The 24233-nt window shown below is 67.9% G+C and carries 2 protein-coding genes and 1 pseudogene; all 3 read left to right on the top strand.

The genetic code is table 11. From position 1 onward, the window contains the following. Nucleotides 1–104: 104 nt before the first annotated feature. Complete coding sequence (locus GEV39_RS11610) at nt 105–21086, top strand: non-ribosomal peptide synthetase (protein ID WP_173889087.1); 20982 nt, start codon at nt 105–107, stop codon at nt 21084–21086. Continuing rightward, nucleotides 20977–21414: pseudogene (locus GEV39_RS26345) on the top strand (AMP-binding protein); the annotation flags it as partial. The gene GEV39_RS11610 and the pseudogene GEV39_RS26345, both read left to right, overlap by 110 nt. Further along, nucleotides 21321–24179, top strand: a complete 2859-nt coding sequence (locus tag GEV39_RS26350) for an alpha/beta fold hydrolase (RefSeq protein WP_502708015.1) — start codon at nt 21321–21323, stop codon at nt 24177–24179. The pseudogene GEV39_RS26345 and the gene GEV39_RS26350, both read left to right, overlap by 94 nt. Nucleotides 24180–24233: the final 54 nt, after the last annotated feature.

A 24233-nucleotide genomic window follows, 5' to 3' on the forward strand; every position in this document is an offset into this window, starting at 1 on the left:
CCGCGCAGGCTCGAATTGTCCCCACTCTCCATGTCAGACCGCCCGGTCACGATCCATTAGCGTGTCCCCCAACCTTATTTCCAGGCAAAGCAGGATGCTTACCGATGCACTTCAGCGAACTGATGGCAGCTCTTTCCACCCGTGCAATTCGACTCCAGCGTGAAGACCAGGACCTGATCGTCCTCGGTGACGACGAAACCCTGGACGATCATTTGTGGGAGGCGCTGTCACGGCACAAGCCGGCCTTGCTGGAGATGCTTGCCGAACAGGATGACGACTGGCTCAGCCCGGCCTTTCGCATCACCCCCGACATGCTGCCACTGGTAACCCTGGACCAGGCCGCCATCGACCGCATTGTCGAGCAGGTGCCGGGCGGTGCCGCCAACGTGCAGGACATCTACCCGCTGGCACCGTTGCAGCAGGGCATGCTTTACCACCACCTGGCCGCCAGCGAGGGCGACCCGTACCTGTCGCAGGTGCAACTGCATTTTGCCAGCAAGGAGCACCTGGAGGCCTTTGCCCAGGCGCTGCAATGGGTCATCCAGCGGCACGACATTCTGCGTACCGCCGTGCACTGGGAGTACCTGGACAACCCGGTACAGGTGGTCTGGCGTGAAGCTGCACTGGTCCGCGAGGCCTTGCCGCTGGCCGGCAGCCACGCACTGGCCAGCCTGTGCCAGCGCTTCGACCCGCGTCACTACCGGCTCGACCTGCGCCAGGCGCCGTTGATGCAACTGGTGCATGCCCAGGGCGAGGGCGAGCAATGGGTCGCGCTGCTGATGTTCCACCACGTGATCATGGACCACACCGCGCTGGACATCGTGCGCCGCGAACTGCAGGCCCACCTTGCCGGCACCTGTGCGCAGCTACCGCCACCCATGCCGTTTCGCAATGTGCTGGCGGCAGCGCGCCAGGCCCTCGACGAACAGGCCCATGAACGTTTCTTCGGTGAAATGCTGGGTGACATCGATGAGCCCACGCTCGCCTTCGGCCAGCAGGACAAGGTCGACCAGCCCCTGCAGCAGGCACGCCTGACCCTGGCGCCGGCGCTCAGCCAGCGCCTGCGTGCCCAGGCCCGGCAGTTGGGGGTGAGCCCGGCCAGCGTACTGCACCTGGGTTTCGCCCGGTTGATCGGCCAGCTCTCGGCACGCCAGGCCGTGGTGTTCGGCAGCGTGTTGCTGGGCCGCATGACCACCGGAGTTGGCGGCGAGCAGGCGCTGGGTATGTTCATCAATACCTTGCCGCTGCGCATCGACCTGGGCCAGCACAGCGTGCGCGACGGGCTGCTGGCCACCCATCGCCGGCTCAGCGCCTTGCTCGGCCATGAGCAGGCATCGTTGGCGCTGGCCCAGCGTTGCAGCGGCGTGGCCGCACCGGCGCCGCTGTTCAACAGCATGCTCAATTACCGCCACAGTGACGCGGGCGACGCGGCCGAGATCATACCGGTTGCCCCCGGCATCGATATTGTCGGCGCCGAAGAACGTACCGATTATCCGCTGACCGTCAGTGTCGATGACCTGGGTGAGGACCTGCGCCTGACGGTGCAGAGCCTGCCCCAATGGCATGCGCCGCGCCTGTGCGCGCAGTTCGAACAGGTGCTGGCCAGCCTGGTGGAGGCCTTGGAACAGGAACCGGGCACGCCGTTGCAAGCGCTGGCGGTGTTGCCGGCCGAGGAGCGCGAGCAGGTGCTGCAACGGTTCAACGACAGCGCCCGGCACTACCCGCAGGGCAGCACCGTACATGCGCTGGTCGAGGCCCAGGCTGCCCATATACCCGACGCGCCGGCGCTGCTGCAGGCCGGCCAGGCGCTGAGCTACGGTGAACTCAATCGCCAGGCCAACCAGCTGGCCCACCAGTTGCGCGCGCGGGGTGTGCAACTGGGTGACCGGGTCGCCTTGTGCCTGCCGCGCAACGCCAGGCGGCTGGTGGGCATGCTTGGCGTGCTCAAGGCCGGTGCGGCCTACGTTCCGATTGACCCGGGTTACCCGGCCGCCCGCATTGCCTACCTGCTCGACGACAGCGCGCCGCTGCTGTTGCTGGCGGAAACCACCGTCAACGGCTTGCCCGGCGCTGTGCCGCGGCTGGACCTGGACCAGGCCGAGGCCTATGCCACCGACAACAGCAACCCCCAGGTGCCGGGGCTGGATGCCCAGCAGCTGGCCTACCTGGTGTACACCTCCGGGTCCACCGGGCAACCCAAAGGGGTGATGGTCGAGCACCATGCCCTGGCCAACCTGGTGCACTGGCATTGCCAGGCGTTTGCCGTGGACAACGCCAGCCAGGCTTCCAGCCTGGCCGGTTTCGGTTTCGATGCGATGGCCTGGGAAGTGTGGCCAAGCCTGAGCGCCGGGGCCACCTTGCACCTGCCACCGGCACACATCGGCAACGAGCATGTCGACGAACTGCTCGACTGGTGGCTGCAGCAGCCGCTGACGGTCAGCTTCCTGCCTACGCCGGTGGCCGAGCAGGCCTTGCGCCGTGAGCATCAGCACCCGACCTTGCGCACCCTGCTGGTCGGTGGTGACCGCCTGCGCCAGTTCGACCGCGACCCAGGCTTTGCCGTGGTCAACAACTACGGCCCGACCGAGACTACCGTCGTGGCCACCTCGGGGCTGCTCAGCCCAGGTAATGCACTGCACATCGGCCGACCGACTGCCAACACTCGGCTCTATGTGCTCGACCAGGGCCTGCAACCTGTACCCGTGGGCGTTGCCGGCGAGCTGTACATCGGCGGTGCGCAAGTGGCGCGTGGCTACTTCAACCGCCCAGCATTGACCGAAGAGCGCTTCCTGGCCGACCCGTTCAGCTCCCAGGCCAATGCCCGCATGTACCGCAGCGGCGACCTGGTGCGCTGGAACAGCGATGGCACCCTTGACTACCTCGGGCGCAACGACGACCAGGTGAAGATCCGCGGCGTGCGGGTCGAACTGGGTGAAGTCGAAGCCGCCCTCGCGGCGCAACCGGGCGTCGGCGCGGCCGTGGTGTTGGTCCGCGGCGAACGGCTGCTGGCCTGGTACACCGAAACTACCCCGTTGAACCCGCATACCCTGCGCGAGGCGCTGCGCGCCTGCCTGCCTGCACACATGTTGCCGGTGGCGTTCACCCGCCTGGCCGAACTGCCGTTGACCAGCCACGGCAAGCTCGACCGCCGCGCGCTCCCGGAACCGGCCACTGGCGAACTGTTCGGCCAGCAGTACGAGGCGCCGCAAGGCGCTACCGAAACGGCCATGGCGCAGGTCTGGGCCGAGGTGCTGGGTGTCGAACGGGTGGGGCGGCAGGACAACTTCTTCGAACTTGGCGGCCATTCGCTGCTGGCCGTTACGCTGGTCGAGCGGTTGCGTAGCGCAGGTATGGTCATTGATGTACGGGTGCTGTTTGCCCAACCGACCGTGCTGGCGTTGGCCGCTGTAGTGGGGGCCGGTGCGGAAATCGCCGTGCCCGCCAATCGCGTCCCGCCGGGCGCCGAGCGCATCACCCCGGGCATGCTCAGCCTGGTCGAGCTGGAGCAGACGGTCATCGACCAGGTGGTTGCCAGTGTGCCGGGCGGCGCCGCCAACGTGCAGGAAATCTACCCCCTGGCACCGCTGCAGCAGGGGGTGCTGTACCACCACCTGAGCGCGGAGCAAGGCGACCCCTACCTGCTGCAGACGCGCCTGGCATTCGACAGCGTGGAGCGCTTGCTGGCCTGGGCCGGGGCGTTGCAACAGGTGATCGACCGCCACGACATCCTGCGCACGGCCGTGCTCTGGCAGGCCCTGCCGCAGCCCCTGCAAGTGGTATGGCGGGAGGCACTGCTTGGTGTTCATGAAGTCGATGACCTGCCCGAGCAGCCCGGCGTGGCCCGTATCGACCAGTTGCACGCGCGCTTCGACGCCCGCCACCACCGCATGGACCTGGGCCAGGCCCCGCTGACCCGCTTGTACTACAGCCTCGACCCGGCCAACCAGCAAGTGGTGGCGGTGCTGCTGTTCCATCACCTCACCCTCGACCATACCGCCATGGACGTGGTGGCCCGTGAAATGCGTGCGCTGCTGTTCGGCCAGGGCCACAGCCTGCCGCCGGCGGTGCCGTACCGAAACTATGTGGCCCAGGCCTGCCTGGGCGACCAGGGCGGGCATGAAGCGTTCTTCCGCGACATGCTGGCCGACGTCGAGGAGCCGACCTTGCCGTTGGGCCATGCCGACGTGCAGGGCGACGGCCGTGCTGTGCAGAGTGCCACGCAAGCCCTGGACGCGGGGCTGGCCGGGCGTCTGCGCAGCCAGGCCCGGCAGCTGGGGGTCAGCGCCGCAAGCCTGATGCACCTGGCCTGGGCCCGTGTGCTCGGCGTGCTGGCCAACCGCGACGACGTGGTCTTCGGCACCGTGCTGATGGGCCGCCTGCAAGGGGGCGAGGGCGCCGACCGCGCCCTGGGCATGTTCATCAATACCTTGCCGCTGCGGGTCGACACGCGGCAGCCAGTCGCCAGCGCCGTGCGCGCCGCCCACCGCAGCCTGGCAGCGCTGCTGGCCCATGAGCACGCACCGCTGGCCCTGGCCCAGCGCTGCAGCGGCGTGCCCGCTTCGGCGCCGTTGTTCAGCGCCTTGCTTAATTATCGGCACAGTGCCGACGATGCGCCGCGTGAAGGCGAGGGCATATGGGAGGGGGTGCGGCTGCTGGGTGGCGAAGAGCGCAGCAATTACCCCTTGACCCTCAGCGTCAACGACCTGGGCCAAGGGTTCACGTTCAGCGTTCTGGCTGTGCCTGGCATTGGCGCGGCGCGGGTGGCGGCCTGGATGTGCAACGCCGTCGCCGAACTGGTCCAGGCCCTGGCGCTCAGCCAGGGCACCCCACTGAACGCCCTGTCCATCCTCGACGAAGACACCCGTCAGCAGTTGCTCGGCCGCTTCAACGCCACCGCGCAAGCCTTCCCCCCGGCGACCACGGTGCATGGGTTGATCGAGGCCCAGGCCGCCAGCACGCCAGACGCCAGCGCAGTAAGCCAGGGTGAGGAAACGATCAGTTACGGCGAGCTGAACCGGCGTGCCAACCAGCTGGCGCACCAGCTGATCGCCATGGGCGTGCAGTGTGGTGACCGCGTTGCACTGTGCCTTGGGCGCCACTGCGAACGCATTGTCGGCCTGTTGGCGGTGCTCAAGGCCGGCGCGGCGTACGTGCCGGTAGACCCGGGGTACCCGGCCGAGCGCATCGCCTACCTGATGGCCGACAGTGCCCCACGGTTGGTACTGGCCGACACGCAAACCACCGGGCTGCCGACCGCTATTGCTCGGCTCGACCTGGATTCGCCAGCGGCTTACCACAGCCTCAGCGACAACCCACAAGTACCTGGCCTGGGTGCCCAGCAACTGGCCTATCTGGTCTACACCTCGGGCTCCACCGGCCAACCCAAAGGCGTGATGGTCGAGCACCACACCCTGCTCAACCTGGTGCATTGGCACTGCCAGGCATTTGCCGTGCAGGCCGGTACCCGTACCTCGAGCGTGGCTGGCTTCGGTTTCGACGCCATGGCCTGGGAGGTCTGGCCGGCCTTGTGCGCTGGGGCCACCCTGCACCTGCCGCCGGCAGCTGTCGGCAATGAGCACGTGGAGGAACTGCTGGACTGGTGGCAGCAACAGCCCTTGGCGGTGAGCTTCCTGCCCACCCCTGTGGCCGAGCAGGCATTGCGTCGCCCGGTACAGCACCCGACCCTGCGTACCCTGCTGGTGGGTGGCGACCGCCTGCGCCAGTTCGACCGCGACCCAGGCTTTGCCGTGGTCAACAACTACGGCCCCACCGAAACCACCGTGGTCGCGACTTCGGGGGCCTTGCAGCCCGGTGCGGCGCTGCACATCGGCTACCCCATCGCCAATACCCGGGTGTATGTGCTGGATGAGCGCCGGCAGCCGGTGCCTGCCGGTGTGGTTGGCGAGCTGTACATCGGCGGCGCGCAGGTTGCACGGGGCTATTTCAACCGCCCTGAGCTGACCCAACAGCGCTTCCTGGCCGACCCGTTCAGCCGCCTGCCGGGCGCGCGGATGTACCGAAGCGGTGACCTGGTGCGGTGGAATACCGACGGGACGCTGGACTACCTGGGCCGCAATGACGACCAGGTGAAGGTCCGCGGTGTGCGCGTGGAACTGGGCGAGATCGAGGCCGCGCTGGCTGCCCAGCCGGGCGTGCGTGATGCGGTGGTGCTGGTCCGCGACGAACGCCTGCTGGCCTGGTTCACCGCAAGCGCCGCTGTGACGGTCGACCACCTGCGCCAGGCCTTGCAAGCCTGCCTGCCGGCGTACATGGTGCCGCAGGCGCTGATGCGCCTGGAAACACTGCCGCTCACCCCCCATGGCAAGCTCGACCGCCGCGCGCTGCCCGACCCGGACACTACCGACCTGGTCGGGCACGGCTACGAAGCCCCTGTGGGCGAGACCGAAATCGCCATGGCGGCCATATGGGCGCATGTGCTGGGTGTCGACCGGGTAGGGCGCCACGATAACTTCTTCGAGCTAGGTGGCCACTCGCTGTTGGCGGTCAGCCTGATCGAGCGCTTGCGCCAACAGGGCCTGCCAACCGATGTGCGGGTGCTGTTTGGCCAGCCCACGGTCGCCTCGCTGGCAGCCGCCATAGGCCAGAACCGGCAAGTGATCGTGCCGGAAAACCGTATTGCGCTTGGCTGCACACAGCTCACCCCGGACATGCTGCCGTTGTTGACCCTGGACCAGGCGTCGCTGGAGCGCATTGTGGCAGCGGTACCTGGCGGCGCCGCCAATGTGCAGGACATCTACCCATTGGCGCCGTTGCAGGAAGGTATTCTCTACCACCACCTGAGTGCGACCGGCGAAGACCCCTACCTGCTGCAATGGCCGATCCGCTTTGACAGCCTGGCCCGCCTGCAAGCCTTTGCCGGCGCCCTGGACAAAGTCATCGCCCGGTACGATGTGCTGCGCACCGCCGTGCTCTGGGACAGCCTGGCACAGCCGGTCCAGGTCGTGCTGCGCACGGTCGCCCCAGTTGCCACAGGCGCGGCCACCCGCACGGCCTTTGACCTGAGCCAGGCCCCGCTGATCCGCCTGCGCTACCACGGCGCAGAGGGCCCCATCGAAGCCACCTTGCTGTTCCACCATATCGCCCTCGACCACACCGCCATGAAAGCGGTGCTGGCTGAAATTCGCGACCACCTGCACGGCCTGCAACCCACGCAGGCCCCGGTGCCTTACCGCAACTACGTGGCCCAGGCACGCCTGGCCGTCAGCGAGGCTGACCACGAGGCGTTCTTCCGCGCGCAACTGGCCGATATCGACGAACCTACCTTGCCCTATGGGCTGACCGACATGCAGCTCCAGGCCAGCCAGTTCGAACAGGCCAGCGTGGCCCTGCAACCGGCTGCGTACCAGCGCCTGCGCAGCCAGGCGCGCCAGCTGGGTGTCAGCGCTGCAAGCCTGTTGCACCTGGCCTGGGCACGGCTGGTGGCGGGCACCAGTGGCAAGTCCAGCGTGGTGTTCGGCACCGTCCTGCTCGGCCGCCTGCAAGGTGGGGCCGGCGCCGATCGCGGCCTTGGCATGTTCATCAACACCTTGCCCCTGCGCCTCGACCTGCAGGGCCTGGATGTGCGCGAAGGGGTGCGCCAGGCCCACCAACGGCTGGCGGCACTGCTGGTGCATGAGCACGCGGCGCTGGCGTTGGCCCAGCGTTGCAGCGGCGTGGCCGCGCCCACACCGCTGTTCAGCGCCATGCTCAACTACCGCCATGGCGCCACGGCCAGCGAGCTGCAGGCACATGAGCAAGCGCTGGAAGGCGTGGAGGTATTGCCCCCGCGCGGTCATGGCAACTACCCGATCAGCATGAACATCGATGACCTGGGTGACGGCCTGCGCATCAGTGCGCAGGTCACCGCGCAGGTCGGTGCGCAACGCCTGTGCGAACAGATGCAACAGGTGCTGGTCGGCCTGCTGGACGCGCTGGAGCACGCGCCGGGCACGCCGGTGCAACAGCTCGGCGTGCTCAGCCCGGCGGAGCGCGCACAGCTGCTACAACGCCCTGCGCCACGGCCGCATGACCTTGAGCAGCCGCTGCACCACCTGTTCGAAGCCCAGGTCCGCCGCACCCCCGATGCCGTTGCGCTGGTGGCCGAAGAAGGCCAAATCAGTTACCGCCAGCTCGACGAACAGGCCAACCGCCTGGCCCACCACCTGATCGGGCTGGGGGCCCAACCCGATGCCAGGGTGGCGATCTGCGTCGAGCGTGGGTTGAACATGGTGGTTGGCCTGCTGGCCATTCTCAAAGCCGGCGCTGCCTATGTGCCGGTCGACCCAGGTTACCCAGCCGAGCGTATTCGCCATATGCTGGCCGACAGCGCACCGCTGGCCGTGCTGGTACACGGTGCCACGCGCGACATCGCCGGCACCCTGGACCTGCCATGGGTCGACCTGGACCAGCCGTGCTGGCAGCAGCAACCGATCAGCAACCCGCGCATACCCGGGCTGGGCGCCCGGCACCTGGCCTATGTGATCTACACCTCGGGCTCCACTGGCGTGCCCAAGGGGGTGATGGTCGAGCACCGCAACGTGGTCAACCTGGTGCACTGGAGCCGCCGCTTGTGCCCACACGTGGGCGAGGGCGGTGTGCTGCACAAGACCCCGGTCAGCTTCGATGCTTCGGTCTGGGAGCTGTTCTGGCCGCTGTGCAGCGGCTTGCGCCTGGTGCTGGCGCGCCCGGATGGCCAGCGCGACCCGGCTTACCTGGTGCAGTGGGTGCAGGCGCAGGCGGTGGCGGTGGTCCAGTTCGTGCCGGCCTTGCTGCAACAGTTCATCGAGCAGCCCGAGAGCCGCCATTGCAACAGCCTGACCGACATCGTGTGTGGCGGCGGTGAGCTGAGCGCAGCGCTGGCGGCCCAGGTGCGCCAGCGCTTGCCGCAGGTGCGCCTGCACAACGTCTACGGCCCTACCGAAACCACGGTGGACTGCAGCGCCTGGACCTTGCAGCCAGACGCCGCGCTCCCTCAAGGCAGCCTGCCCATCGGCCAGGCGATCGACAATACCTGGCTCTGCGTGCTCGACAGCGACGACCAACTGGTGCCGTATGGTGTGGCCGGGCAGCTGCACATTGGCGGCGCCGGGGTAACGCGGGGTTACCTGGGGCTGCCTGAGCAGCAGGCGCAGCGCTTCATCGCCAGCCCGTTCGTCGAAGGTGAGCGCCTGTACCGCAGTGGTGATCTGGTGCGCCTGAACCAGGACGGCAACCTGGTATTCCTTGGCCGTTGCGACGAGCAGATCAAGCTGCGTGGGTTGCGCATCGAGCCGGGCGAGATCGAAGCCTGCCTTGCACAGCTCGCCGACGTGCGCGAAGCGGTTGTGCTCGCGGTGGACGACGTGCGCCTGGTCGCCTACTACACAGGTAGGGCACAGCCGGCCGATGACCTGCGCCAGGCATTGCTGGCCCGGCTGCCCGAGTACATGGTGCCTGCCCAGTACATCCACCTTGAACAGCTACCCCTGACCCCCAACGGCAAGCTTGACCGCAAGGCACTGCCAGCGGCGGATACGGCCTTGCACGGGCGACCTTACGAGGCCCCTGTGGGCTCCACCGAGGCCTTGCTGGCGCGGTTGTGGCGCGAACTGCTGGGGGTTGAGCAGGTGGGGCGGCACGACAACTTCTTCGAGCTGGGTGGGCACTCGCTGCTGGCCGTCAGCCTGACCGCGCGCTTGCGCCTGGAAGGTTTGCAGGTCGATGTGCGGACCTTGTTCGGCCAGCCGACCATTGCCGCACTGGCCTCCACGCTCGGGGCCGAGCAAGGTGTGGAAGTGCCGGAAAACCGAATTCCATCGGGTTGCACGCAGATCACCCCGCAGTTGCTCAGCCTGATCGACCTTGACCAGCCCGCCATCGACGCTATCGTCGCCAAGGTGCCAGGCGGCGCCGCCAATGTGCAGGACATCTACCCGTTGGCGCCGTTGCAGGAGGGGATTCTCTATCATCACCTGAGTGCCGAGCACGACCCCTACGTGCTGTACTCCAGGCTGCGCTTCGCCAGCCGCGAACGCTTGCAGGCGTTCGCCAGCGCACTGGACGCGGTCATCGCCCGGCACGATGTGCTGCGCACGGCCATTCTTTGGGAGGGCCTGCCGCAACCGGTGCAAGTGGTCTTGCGGGCCGTTGCACCGGTTGCGCAGGCAGGCGGCGACAACAGCCCATCCAGCACTGCATTCGACCTGAGCCAGGCGCCGCTGCTGCGCCTGCTGTACACCGACGCCGACGGCCCGGTCGAGGCCACCTTGCAGTTCCACCACATCGTGCTCGACCACACGGCGCTCGACGTGGTTGGCGAAGAGCTCAGTGCCCACCTGCAGGGCGCTGCGGCCCCGGCCCATGCCCCTGTGCCGTACCGCAACTACGTAGCCCAGGCGCGCCTGGGCATCAGCCAGGCCGGGCACGAGGCGTTCTTCCGCGGGCAACTGGCGGATATCGACGAGCCAACCCTGCCGTTCGGCCTGAGTGACGTGCAAGGCGATGGCCGCGACATGCACGAGGCCAAGTTGCCCCTTTCTGCCGACCTGGCCGGCCGCTTGCGCCACCAGGCGCGGCAGTTGGGCATCAGCGTTGCCAGCCTGTTCCACCTGGCCTGGGCGCGTTTGCTGGCCGTGGCCAGTGGCAAGCCCAGCGTGGTGTTCGGTACCGTGTTGCTGGGGCGTCTACAGGGCGGCGAGGGTGCCGAGCGCGCGCTTGGGATGTTCATCAACACCCTGCCACTGCGCATCGACCTCGCCGGCGTCAGCCTGCGCGAGGCGGCCCATGCCACCCACCAGTCGCTCAGTGGCCTGCTGGCCCACGAGCATGCCTCGCTGGCCCTGGCGCAACGTTGCAGTGGCGTCGCCGCGCCGCTGCCGCTGTTCAGCGCCATGCTCAACTACCGCCACGGCGCCGAGCCCGAAACGGCGCAGCGCCAAGGCTGGGACGGCATCGAGGTGCTGCAGGGACAGGAGCGTACCAACTACCCATTGAGCTTGAACGTGGATGACCTGGGCGAAGGCTTCCGCCTGGTGGCCATGACCACTGCCGGCGTTGGCGCTGCGCGTATCTGCGGGCAAATGGAGCAGGTGTTGCAGGCCATGGTGCAGGCCCTGGAGCATGAACCGGGGCTGGCGTTGCAGCGCTTGCCGGTGCTGCAGGCCGAGGAACGCCAGCGGGTGCTGGCCGGGTTCAACGACACGGCCGTCGCCTACGACCTCGGGCAGACCTTGCACGGCCTGATCGAAGCGCAGGTTCGGCGCACCCCCGAAGCTGTGGCGGTCAGGGCCGAGGAGGGCGAGCTGAGCTACGGCCAGCTCAACCAGCAGGCCAACCGCCTGGCGCACCATTTGATCGATTTGGGGGTAAAACCGGACGATCGCGTGGCCATCTGCGTCGAACGAAGCCTGTCGATGGTGGTGGGGCTGCTGGCCATTCTCAAGGCCGGTGGCGCTTATGTGCCGGTGGACCCGGACTACCCGGCCGAGCGCGTGCGGCACATGCTCAGCGACAGCGCGCCGGTGGCGGTGCTGGTGCATGCGGCTACCCGGCACGTGCCGGAAGCGGGTCTGCTCATTGATCTGGACCAGCCGAGCTGGGCTTCTTTGCCGGCGACGAACCCTGTGGTGGCAGGGCTGAATGCCCGGCACCTGGCCTACGTGATCTACACCTCCGGTTCGACCGGGTTGCCGAAAGGCGTGATGAACGAGCATGCCGGGGTCGTTAACCGCCTGCTGTGGATGCAGAACGCTTACGGCCTGGGTGCGGCCGACGTGGTGCTGCAGAAAACCCCGTTCAGTTTTGACGTATCGGTGTGGGAGTTCCTCTGGCCGTTGCAGACCGGTGCACGGCTGGTGATGGCCCGCCCCGGTGGGCACCGTGACCCCGAATACCTGCGCGAGGTGATCGCCCGCGAGCACGTCACCACCCTGCATTTCGTTCCCTCGATGCTGGACGTGTTCCTGTCCTCGACAGCCCCTGTCGCCGGGGCTGCCCCGCAGCCCGATCACAACGCAAGGCCGCGCCTACCCTTGGTACGCGTGATCTGCTCGGGTGAGGCGTTGCCGGGGAATCTGGTGCGGCGCTTCCATGCTCAGCTGCCAACTGTCGAGCTGCACAACCTCTACGGCCCGACAGAGGCCGCGGTGGATGTCAGCGCCTGGCACTGCACCAGCGCCCCGGACAACACCCCGATCGGCAAACCCATCGCCAACACCACCCTGTACATCCTCGACGACCAGCAGCAACCGGTGCCCCAGGGGGTAGCCGGGGAGCTGTACATCGGCGGCGTGCAGGTGGCCCGGGGCTACCTCAACCGCGCTGAACTCACCGCCGAGCGCTTCATCGACGACCCGTTCGTACCCGGCGCACGCCTGTACCGCACCGGTGACCTGGCGCGCCACCTGCCCGACGGCAACATCGAATACCTCGGCCGCAACGACGACCAGGTCAAACTGCGTGGCCTGCGTATCGAACTGGGTGAAATCCAGGCCGGCCTCACGGCCATCGAGGGCGTCAAGGAGGCGGTGGTGCTGGCCCACGACCAGCGCCTGGTTGCTTACTACACTGGCGACGCACAACCGGTGGACACCCTGCGCAGCGCATTGCTCACCCATCTGCCCGAATTCATGGTGCCGGCACAGTTCATGCACCTCGACGCCCTGCCGCTGAGCCCCAACGGCAAGCTCGACCGCAAGGCTCTGCCAGCCCCCGGCCCCCTCCAGGACCGCCCGTTCGAAGCCCCGCAAGGCGACACCGAACACCTGCTGGCGGCCCTGTGGGCCGAGCTGCTGGGCGTAGAGCGGGTAGGGCGGCATGACAACTTCTTCGAACTGGGCGGGCACTCGCTGTTGGCCGTCAGCCTGACCGCGCGCCTGCGTGCCCAAGGCCTGCACGCCGATATCCGCGTGTTGTTCGGCCAACCCACCCTGGCTGCGCTCGCCGCGGCGCTGGGCGCTGACACACGCAGGGCGGTGCCGGCCAACCGTATTGTCCCGGGGACCACGGCGATCACCCCGGCCATGCTGCCGCTGGCCGACCTGTCGCAGGCGGCCATCGACACCCTGGTCGCGCAGGTGCCCGGCGGTATCCAGAACATTCAGGACATCTACGGCCTGGCGCCGTTGCAGCAGGGCATTCTCTACCACCACCTGGCCAGCGACGGCGCCGACCCGTATGTGCTGCAAGCGCGCTTCGCCTTCCCTGGCCAAGCCGAACTGGACGCTTTTGCCGCCGCGCTCGACCAGGTCATTGCCCGCCACGACATCTTGCGCACCAGCATTCACTGGCAAACCGTGGAAGAACCGGTGCAAGTGGTCTGGCGTACGGTGCCGTCGCTAGCCGCCAGCATGCACTGCGCACCCGGCTGCACCGGTATCGGCCTTGGCCAGGCCCCGCTGGTGCGGCTACTGCCCGAGCAGACCGACACGGGCCTGCAAGCCACGTTGCTGATCCACCACATCATCCTTGACCACGCCGCCGTCGAGCTGTTGGTGGCGGAAATCACCGCTGTGCTGCAGGGCCGCCCGCTCGCCGAGGCCAGCGTGCCTTACCGCAATTATGTGGCCCAGGCGCGCCTGGGCGCCGATCCCCAAGCCGATGAAGCATTGTTCCGCGAACTGTTGGGCGACATCGACGAGCCCACCCTGGTCTACGGCCTGCACGACGCGCACGGTGACACCTGTGACGTCCACGACAGCCGCCTGAGCGTGGATGCCGCGCTGTGCGGGCGCTTGCGCGAGCAGGCGCGGCAGTTGGGCGTGAGCGTCGCCAGCCTGATGCACCAGGCCTGGGCGCAAGTACTGGCGCAGCTGTCCGGCCGCGAAGAGGTGGTGTTTGGTACGGTGCTGCTGGGCCGCCTGCAGGGCGGCGAAGGTGCCGAACGGGCGCTGGGCATGTTCATCAACACCTTGCCCCTGCGCGTCAGCGTCGGTGCCGCAGGCACTGCCGAGGGCGTGCGCCTTACCCACAAGCGCCTGGCGCGGCTGCTGGCACACGAACAGGCCTCGCTGGCCCTGGCCCAGCGCTGCAGCGGCGTGCCGGCGACCCAGGCGCTGTTCACCAGCCTGCTGAACTACCGCCACAGCGCCCCCGCCAAGGTCGAACTGCGCCAGGCATGGCAGGGCATCGAGCAGATCGCCGCCCACGAGCGCAGCAACTACCCACTGGTGGTGAACATCGATGACCTGGGCGAAGGCCTGGTGCTCACCGTGCAGGCGGTGTCGCAGGTAGACGGCGGGCAGGTTTGCCGCCTGCTGGCGACCGCCCTGGCGCAACTGGCCGATGCCTTGCAACAGGCCCCGGCCACGCCGTTGCATACGCTCAGCCAACTGGCGCCCGGCGAACGCGAACTGCTGCTGCAAGGCTTCAACGCCACCCGCCGAGACTACCCGCACGAGCATGCGCTGCACCAACTGGTCGGTACCCACGCCGCCCTCACGCCACAGGCGACCGCCGTGGTGCACGGGCAGCGCCAGTGGTCCTACCAGCAACTGGATGAGCATGCCAACCGCCTGGCTCACCACCTGCTCAGCCTGGGCGTAAACCCGGGTGAGCGGGTGGCACTGCTGCTGCCGCGCAGCTTCGACCTGCTCGCCGCGCAATTGGCCGTGAGCAAATGCGCCGCGGTATTCGTGCCGCTGGACAGCAATGCCCCGGTTGAACGCCAGGCGTTCATGATCCAGGACTGCCAGGCCCGCGTACTGCTGACGCTCGCCAGCCAGGCGCAAACCGGCGGGGCCGTGCGGGTAGAGCTGGATCGCTGCGACCTGTCCGCCTGCCCCCACCATGCACCGGCCCTGGCGGTGAACGCGCAAAGCGCGGCCTACGTCATGTACACCTCGGGCTCGACGGGCACGCCGAAAGGTGTGCTGGTTCCTCACCGGGCGATCGTTAGGCTGGCCATCAACAACGGCTTTGCCGAGTTCAACCGTGACGACCGGGTGGCCTTCGCCTCCAACCCTGCATTCGACGCCAGTACCCTGGAGGTATGGGCGCCGCTGCTCAACGGCGCCTGCGTGGTGGTGATCGACCAGCCGCAGGTGCTGTGCCGCGAGGCCTTGCGCGATGTATTGGTAGCCCAGCAGGTGAGCGTGCTGTGGCTGACCGCAGGCTTGTTCCACCAGTTTGCCGATGCCTTGCTGCCAGCCTTCGCCAAGCTGCGCTACCTGATGGTGGGCGGCGACGTGCTGGACCCGGCAGTGGTCGCCCGGGTGCTGCGCGACGGTGCGCCGCAGCACTTGCTCAATGGCTACGGCCCGACCGAGGCCACCACCTTCAGCACCACCCATGAAATAGCGGCTGTGGGCCAAGGCAGCATTCCGATCGGCAAGCCCATCGGCAATGGCCGCTGCTACGTGCTCGATGCCCGTCGGCAGCCGGTCCCGCTGGGCGCCGTAGGCGAGTTGTATATCGGTGGCGATGGCGTGGCGCTGGGCTACCTCGGCCAGCCCGCGCTGACCGCCGAACGCTTCCTCGATGACCCTTTCAGTGGCCAGGCAGGGGCACGCATGTACCGCAGCGGCGACCTGGTCAGCTGGCAGGCCGACGGCACGCTGCGCTACCTTGGCCGTGCCGACCAGCAGGTCAAGCTGCGCGGGTTCCGTATCGAACTCGGGGAAATCGAAGCGTGTCTCGGCCAGTGCGAAGGCGTGCGTGACAGCGCCGTGATCCTGCGTGAAGACGCCCCGGGCGACAAACGCCTGGTGGCTTACTTCACCGCGCACGCGGCAGCACCGCTGGTCGCCGACTTGCACGGCCGCCTGCAAAGCCTGCTGCCGGACTACATGGTGCCGGCTGCCTATGTGTGCCTGGCCGAGCTGCCATTGACCGCCAACGGCAAGCTTGACCGCCATGCACTGCCGCTTCCGGGCAGCGACGCCCTGGTGAGCCGGGCTTTCGAGGCCCCGCAAGGGGCGGTGGAAGTTGCCCTGGCCGCCATCTGGGCCGAGGTGCTGAAGATCGAGCAGGTCGGGCGCCACGACCACTTCTTCGAACTGGGTGGCCATTCGCTGCTGGCGGTAACCCTGGTCGAGCGCATGCGCAAGGCTGGCCTGCTTGCCGATGTGCGTGTCCTGTTCGCCCAGCCGACCCTGGCGGCACTGGCCGCTGCCGTGGGCAGCGGGCGCGAGGTGGACGTACCGGCCAACCGGGTACCGGTCGACGCCCAGGTGATCACCCCGGCGATGCTCAGCTTGATCGAGCTGGATCAGGCCAGCATCGACCGTATCGTTGCCAGCGTGCCGGGTGGTGCAGCCAACGTGCAGGAAATCTACCCGCTGGCACCGCTGCAGGAAGGCATTCTTTACCACCACCTCAGCGCCGAGCAGGGCGACCCGTACCTGCTGCAGTCACGCCTGGCGTTCGACAGCCTGGCCGACCTGCAGCGCTGGGCTGGCGCGCTACAGCAGGTGATCGACCGCCACGACATCCTGCGCACCGCTGTGCTCAGCGAAGGCCTTGAGCAGGCGGTACAAGTGGTTTGGCGCAAGGCCCGCATGGCGGTTACCGCTGTCGAGGGGCTAGGCAGCGAAGCGGTGCTCGATGCCTTGCAGGCACGCTACGATGCCCGCCACCAGCGCCTGGACCTGGCCTGCGCACCTTTGCTGCGCCTGGTGTATGCGGCCGACCCGCGCAACCAGCGGGTGGTGGCGATACTGCAGTTCCACCACCTGGCCCTGGACCATACCGCCATGGAGGTCATCGCGGGCGAAATGCAGGCATTGATGGACGGGCAGGGCGCACAACTGCCCGCGCCGGTGCCGTACCGTACGTACGTGGCCCAGGCGCGGTTGGCGGCAGACGATGCCGGCCATGAGGCATTCTTCCGCGAGATGCTGGGTGACCTGAATGAGCCCACCCTGCCGTTCGGACTGGCCGATGTGCAGGGCGAAGGGCATGCCATCGAAGAGGCCCAACTGCAGCTGGATGCCACCTTGGCCCGCAACCTGCGCGAACAGGCCCGGCGCCTGGGCGTCAGTGTCGCCAGCCTGGCCCACCTGGCCTGGGCGCGGGTACTGGGGGGGCTGGCCAACCGCAGCGACGTGGTCTTCGGCACGGTGCTGATGGGCCGCCTGCAAGGCGGTGCAGGGGCTGACCGGGCACTGGGTGTGTTCATCAATACCTTGCCGCTGCGCATCGACCTGTCGACGCCGGTAGCGCAGGCGGTGCGCCTGACCCACCAGCGGCTGTCTGCGCTGCTGCAACACGAGCATGCCACGCTGGCCCTGGCCCAGCGTTGCAGCGCGGTGGCGGCGTCTTCGCCGCTATTCAGCGCTTTGTTCAACTACCGCCATAGCAGTGCCGCTGGCCGTGCTGCCGGCAGCCAAGGCGTGCGCCTGCTGGGAGGGGAGGAGCGCAGCAACTACCCGCTGACCCTCAGTGTCGACGACCTGGGCGAAGGTTTTGCCTTGAGCGTATTGGCCCAGCAGGGCGTAGGCGCCGAGCAGGTGGCACGCTGGATGAGCCAGGCACTCGCGCAATTGGCCCAGGCACTGGCGCAGGGCGCAACCGCTGCGGTGAGCACGCTGCCGATTATCGACCAGGCGGCACGCCAGCAGTTGCTGGACACCTTCAATGCAACCCGGCGCGACTACCCGACCGGGCACACCGTGCATGCCCTGGTCGAAGCCCAGGCCGCACGCACGCCACAGGCCGCGGCGCTGGTGCAGGCTGGCCGGGTGCTGAGCTATGGCGAGCTGAACCGTAGCGCCAACCGCCTGGCCCATTACCTGATTGCCCAGGGCGTGCAGGTGGGTGACCGGGTTGCCCTGTGCCTGCCGCGCAGCCTGGAGCGCCAGATCGGCTTGCTGGCCGTGCTGAAGGCCGGCGCTGCCTATGTGCCGATCGACCCGACCTACCCGGCCGAGCGGATCGCCTACCTGTTGGCCGACAGCGCGCCTGCGCGGGTGGTGGTCGAGTCTGCGACCCGGGCCCTGGTGGGCGACGCCCCGTGCATCGTGCTGGACAGCGACGCCTGGCAAGGCGCAGCGCAGGGCAACCCGCACGTGGCTGGCCTGGATCACCAGCAACTGGCCTATGTGATCTATACCTCCGGCTCCACCGGCCAGCCCAAGGGGGTGATGGTCGAGCATGCGACGCTGGCCAACCTGGTGCACTGGCACCGCGAGGCCTTTGCCGTGACTGCAGGCAGCCATACCAGCAGCGTGGCCGGGTTCGGCTTCGATGCGCTGGCCTGGGAAGTCTGGCCGACGCTGTGCGCAGGGGCGGTGTTGCACCTGCCGCCGCTGCAAGTGGCCAGTGAACACGTGGACGAACTGCTCGACTGGTGGCTGGAACAACCGCTGGCCGTCAGCTTCCTGCCAACGCCGGTCGCCGAACAGGCCTTGCGCCGGGAGCGCCAGCACCCGACCTTGCGGACCTTGCTGGTCGGTGGCGACCGCTTGCGGGCGTTCGAACACGACCCAGGCTTCAGCGTGGTGAACAACTATGGCCCGACCGAAACAACGGTGGTGGCCAGCGCTGGCCGGGTGCTGCCTGGCAGCGTACCGCACATCGGCAAGCCCATCGCCAACACCCGTGTCTATGTGCTCGATGAACAGCGCCAGCCGGTGCCGGTGGGCGCGGCCGGTGAGCTGTACATCGGCGGGGCCGGGGTGGCACGCGGTTACTTCAGGCGTGAGGCGCTGAGCGCCGAGCGCTTCCTGGCCGACCCGTTCAGCAGCGAGGCCCATGCGCGCATGTACCGCAGCGGTGACCTGGTGCGCTGGAATGCCGATGGCACCCTGGACTACCTGGGCCGCAACGATGACCAGGTGAAGATCCGTGGTGTGCGGGTCGAGTTGGGCGAAATCGAAAGCGTGCTGGCTGCCCAGCCGGGCGTGATCGATGCCGTGGTACTGGTGCGCGGTGAGCGCCTGCTGGCCTGGTTCACCGCCAGCGCGCCGGTTGCCCCGGACGCGTTGCGTGAGGCGATGCAGGCGAGCTTGCCGCCACACCTGGTGCCGTTGGCGTTCACCCGCATGGACCATTTGCCGCTGACCCGGCATGGCAAGCTCGACCGCAAGGCCTTGCCAGACCCCGACCCGGCGCTGCTGGCCAGGCAGGAGTACGTGGCACCGCAAGGCGCAGTCGAAAGCGCACTGGCTGCCGTGTGGGCCGAGATGCTGCAGGTCGAGCGGGTGGGGCGGCACGACAACTTCTTCGAGTTGGGCGGCCATTCCCTGTTGGCGGTCAACCTGACGGCACGTTTGCGCCGCCAGGGCCTGCTGGTCGATGTGCGGACCTTGTTTGGCCAACCGAGCATCGCTGCGCTGGCGGCCACCCTGGGCCAGGCACGCGAGGTGCAGGTGCCGGAGAACCTGATCCCTGCAGGCTGCACCCACATCACCCCGGCTATGCTGCCGCTGCTGGCCCTGGAGCAGGGCGCGATCGAGCGTATCGTCGCCCAGGTGCCGGGCGGTGCGGCCAACGTGCAGGACATCTACCCACTGGCGCCGTTGCAGGAAGGTATTCTCTACCACCACCTGAGTGCTGCGGGCCACGACCCGTATGTGCTGCAATCTCGCTTCGCCTTCGCCAGCCGGGAGCACCTGGCACGCTTTGCCCGCGCACTGGACAACGTCATCGCGCGTCACGACGTGCTGCGTACCGCCATCCTCTGGGACGGCTTGCCCCAGCCGGTGCAAGTGGTGCTGCGCGACGTGGCGTCGCTTGTGCCGCAAACCCTTGGCAGCGGTGCTGCAGCGGGCCGACCGGTCTCTGCGGCTCTGGACCTGCGCCAGGCCCCGCTGCTGCGCCTGCTGTACACCGATGCCGACGGCCCGATCGAGGCGACCCTGCAGTTCCACCATATCGTGCTCGACCATACCGCCATGGAAGTGGTGGCCGAGGAGCTGATCGGCTTCTTGCAGGGCAACGACGAACCTGCCCACGCCCCCGTGCCTTACCGCAACTATGTGGCCCAGGCACGCCTTGGCCTCAGCCAGGACGCGCACGAAGCGTTCTTCCGTGAGCAACTGGCGGCGATCGACGAGCCGACCCTGCCGTTCGGCCTGAGCGATGTCCAAGGCGATGGCCGCGACATCGAAGAAGCGCAGCTGTGGCTGCATGACAGCCTGGGCCAACGGCTACGGGTGCAGGCGCGGCAGCTGGGCATCAGCGTCGCCAGCCTGTTCCACCTGGCCTGGGCGCGCCTGCTGGGCGCCGCCAGCGGCCAACCGCGCGTGGTATTCGGCACGGTGCTGCTAGGCCGCCTGCAAGGCGGCGAAGGCGCCGAGCGTGCGCTGGGCATGTTCATCAACACCTTGCCATTGCGCATCGACCTGGCCGGCGTCAGCCTGCGCGAGGCGGCTCATGCTACCCACCAGTCCCTCAGCGCGCTGCTGGCCCACGAGCACGCCCCGCTGGCATTGGCGCAACGCTGCAGCGGCGTGGCGGCGCCCCAGCCATTGTTCAGCGCAATGCTCAACTACCGGCACAGCAGCCAGGCCACCGCCAGCCAGAAGCAGGCGACAGCAGGGATGGAAAGCCTGGAAAGCCAGGAGCGCAGCAACTACCCGCTGAGCCTGAACGTGGACGACACCGGGGGTGGTTTCCGCCTGGTGGCCATGACCACTGCCGGCGTTGGCGCTGCGCGCATCTGCGGGCAAATGGAGCAAGTGTTGCAGGCCATGGTGCAGGCCCTGGAGCATGAACCGGGGCTGGCTTTGCAGCGCTTGCCGGTGCTGCAGGCCGAGGAACGCCAGCGGGTGCTGGTCGGGTTCAACGACACGGCCGTCGGCTACGACCTCGGGCAGACCTTGCACGGCCTGATCGAAGCGCAGGTTCGGCGCACCCCCGAAGCTGTGGCGGTCAGGGCCGAGGAGGGCGAGCTGAGCTACGGCCAGCTCAACCAGCAGGCCAACCGCCTGGCGCACCACTTGATCGGCTTGGGGGTAAAACCGGACGATCGCGTGGCCATCTGCGTCGAACGCGGCCTGTCGATGGTGGTGGGGTTTGCTGGCCATTCTCAAGGCCGGTGGCGCTTATGTGCCGGTGGACCCGGACTACCCGGCCGAGCGCGTGCGGCACATGCTGACCGACAGCGCGCCGGTGGCGGTGCTGGTGCATGCGGCTACCCGGCATGTGCCGGAAGCGGGTCTGCTCATTGATCTGGACCAGCCGAGCTGGACGGATCAGCCTGTGGTTGACCCGGTTGTAGCAGGGCTCAATGCCCGGCACCTGGCCTACGTGATCTATACCTCCGGTTCGACCGGGTTGCCGAAAGGCGTGATGAACGAGCATGCCGGGGTCGTTAACCGCCTGCTGTGGATGCAGGACGCTTACGGCCTGGGTGCGGCCGACGTGGTGCTGCAGAAAACCCCGTTCAGTTTTGACGTGTCGGTGTGGGAATTCCTCTGGCCGTTGCAGACCGGTGCACGGCTGGTCATGGCCCGCCCCGGTGGGCACCGCGATCTCCGGAATACCTACGCGAGGTGATCACCCGCGAGCACGTCACCACCCTGCATTTCGTTCCCTCGATGCTGGACGTGTTCCTGTCCTCGACAGCCCCTGTCGCCGGGGCTGCCCCGCAGCCCGATCACAACGCAAGGCCGCGCCTACCCTTGGTACGCGTGATCTGCTCGGGTGAGGCGTTGCCGGGGAATCTGGTGCGGCGCTTCCATGCTCAGCTGCCAACTGTCGAGCTGCACAACCTCTACGGCCCGACAGAGGCCGCGGTGGATGTCAGCGCCTGGCACTGCACCAGCGCTCCGGACAACACCCCGATCGGCAAACCCATCGCCAACACCACCCTGTACATCCTCGACGACCAGCAGCAACCGGTGCCCCAGGGGGTAGCCGGGGAGCTGTACATCGGCGGCGTGCAGGTGGCCCGGGGCTACCTCAACCGCGCCGAACTCACCGCCGAGCGCTTCATCGACGACCCGTTCGTACCCGGCGCACGCCTGTACCGCACCGGGGACCTGGCGCGCCACCTGCCCGACGGCAACATCGAATACCTCGGCCGCAACGACGACCAGGTGAAGCTGCATGGCCTGCGTATCGAACTGGGCGAAATCCAGGCTTGCCTCACCGGTATCGAAGGTGTCCAGGAAGCGGTGGTGATCGCACGCGAACAGCAATTGCTGGCCTACTACACCGGCCAACCCCAGACGCTGGAGGTGCTGCGCGCCGCTTTGCTCAGCCGCTTGCCGGCGTTCATGGTCCCGGCGGTACTGATTCACCTGGACACCCTGCCGCTGAGCCCCAACGGCAAGCTCGACCGCAAGGCACTGCCAGCCCCCGGCCCCCTCCAGGACCGCCCGTTCGAAGCCCCGCAAGGCGACACCGAACACCTGCTGGCGGCCCTGTGGGCCGAGCTGCTGGGCGTGGACCGGGTAGGGCGGCACGACAACTTCTTCGAGCTGGGCGGACATTCCCTGGCGGCTATCCGTCTGCTCGACAGGCTCAACAAAGCGGGCTTGCAGGCAGCCCTGAACGATGTGTTCCAGCAGCCCAGCGTCGCCTTGCTGGCAGCACGGCTGGACGACAACACCAGGCAAGCGGGTGGGGCCGTCACGGTACGTGCCGGTACGGCAGGCACGCCGCTGTTCCTGGTCCACGAGTTCACCGGGCTGGATTTCTACTTCCCCGTGCTGGGCCAGCAACTGGGCGGCGCGTTCGCGATCTACGGTTTGCCCGGCGTACCTGCCGAGCAGCCGCAACCGCGTACATTGGAGTGCCTGGCCCGCTACCACATCGGGCAGATGCGCCAGGTTCAGCCGCACGGGCCCTACCGCCTGGCTGGCTGGTCGTTCGGCGGCATCGTCGCCTTTGAAATGGCCAACCAGTTGCTGGGGGCTGACGAAAGCGTCGAATTCGTCGGGCTGATCGACAGTTACGCGCCGCGCCTGGCCGACCAGGGCAAGGCGCGCTGGGCAGGGCACCATGCGCTGGAGCGTCAGCTATTGCTCAACTGCTCGGCGTTCTGGCGCACGCAAGGGCCGGCAGCTGCCGGTAAAGTTGCGCACTTGCAGCAGTTGGAGGCCGTGCAGGCGGACTTCCCCACGTTGCTGGCTACCTGTAGAGCGCAGGGCCTGCTCTATGGCCTGTGGGGGAGCATGAGCGATGCGCAACTGCTGCATTATTTCAGCCGTGAACTGGCCCATGGCTATGCCTTGGCGCATTACCGCCCGGCGCCGTTGCCCATACCGGTACACCTGTTCCGCGCCGAGCAGGGCCCAGACCCTCTGCCGACCCTGGGTTGGGGCGAGGCACTGCCCGGCCAGCGCTTGCAGACCCTGACGGTGCCGGGCGACCACCGCAGCCTGATGCAGGCCCCGCACGTCGCTGCCCTTGGGCAGGTGATGAGCGAGGCGCTTGCCGGTTGCCCGAACGCCGTGGCACCGGCCCCGGTCGCGCACGTGGCGATCCAGAGCGGGCACGCAGGGCACGCGCCGCTGTTCTGCGTACCGGGGGCCGGGGATAGCGTCACCAGCTTCATTGGCCTTGCCGAAGCCCTGGGGCCGGACTGGCCATTGCATGGCTTGCAGGCCCGCGGCCTGGACGGTGCCGGCCTACCGCACAGTACCGTCGAAGCCGCCGCCGACAGCCATGTGCAGGCGATCGAGGCGGTGTACCCGCACGGGCCGTTGAACCTGGTCGGGCATTCGTTCGGCGGGTGGGTTGCGCATGCCATCGCCGCCCGGTTACAGGCCAAGGGCCGGCCGGTGCGCTCGTTGACCCTGATCGACAGCGAGGCGCCGGGCGCCGGAGGAACCTGCGGCCAGCCGTACACCTTCGGCGAGGCGTTGCAGCAGCTGGTTGAAGCGCTGCAACGGTCTACCGGCAAAACCTTGGCCATCGACCCGGCAGCGTTTGCCCTGGCCACGGCTGATGAGCAGTTGCGGCAGTTGCATGCCGGCATGGTGCGCAACGGGCTGTTGCCAGCGCGGTCCACGCCAGCGGTGCTGGAGGGCACAGTGCGTACCTTCGCCACGGCCCTGCGCACCGTCTATCGGCCGTCGCTGACGTATACCGGGCCGGTGGGCCTGGTATTGGTCGATGACCCGCAACTGGACGCGCTGGGCAACGCCCGCGAGCACGCTGCCATGCAGGAAGGCTGGCAGCACCTGATGCCGCAACTGACGCTGTGGCAGGGGCCGGGCGACCACTTCAGCATCTTGAAAGTGCCGGACGTGTTCAGCCTGGCGGCCTGGTGGCACGACGGCCAGGCCGTGCAGCACGGCAAGGTCAGCCCGTGACCACGGCAGCTTGCCCCCTGCCTTCGGCGAGGGGCAGGCGCTGCCGGGGTCGAG

It is taken from the genome of Pseudomonas sp. NY5710, from assembly GCF_013305665.1.
Classification (GTDB): domain Bacteria; phylum Pseudomonadota; class Gammaproteobacteria; order Pseudomonadales; family Pseudomonadaceae; genus Aquipseudomonas; species Aquipseudomonas juntendi.

What these genes read in the sequence shown, in the direction of transcription:
- GEV39_RS11610 (WP_173889087.1), top strand. Translation starts at nt 105, where the DNA reads ATGCACTTCAGCGAACTGATGGCAGCTCTTTCCACCCGTGCAATTCGA.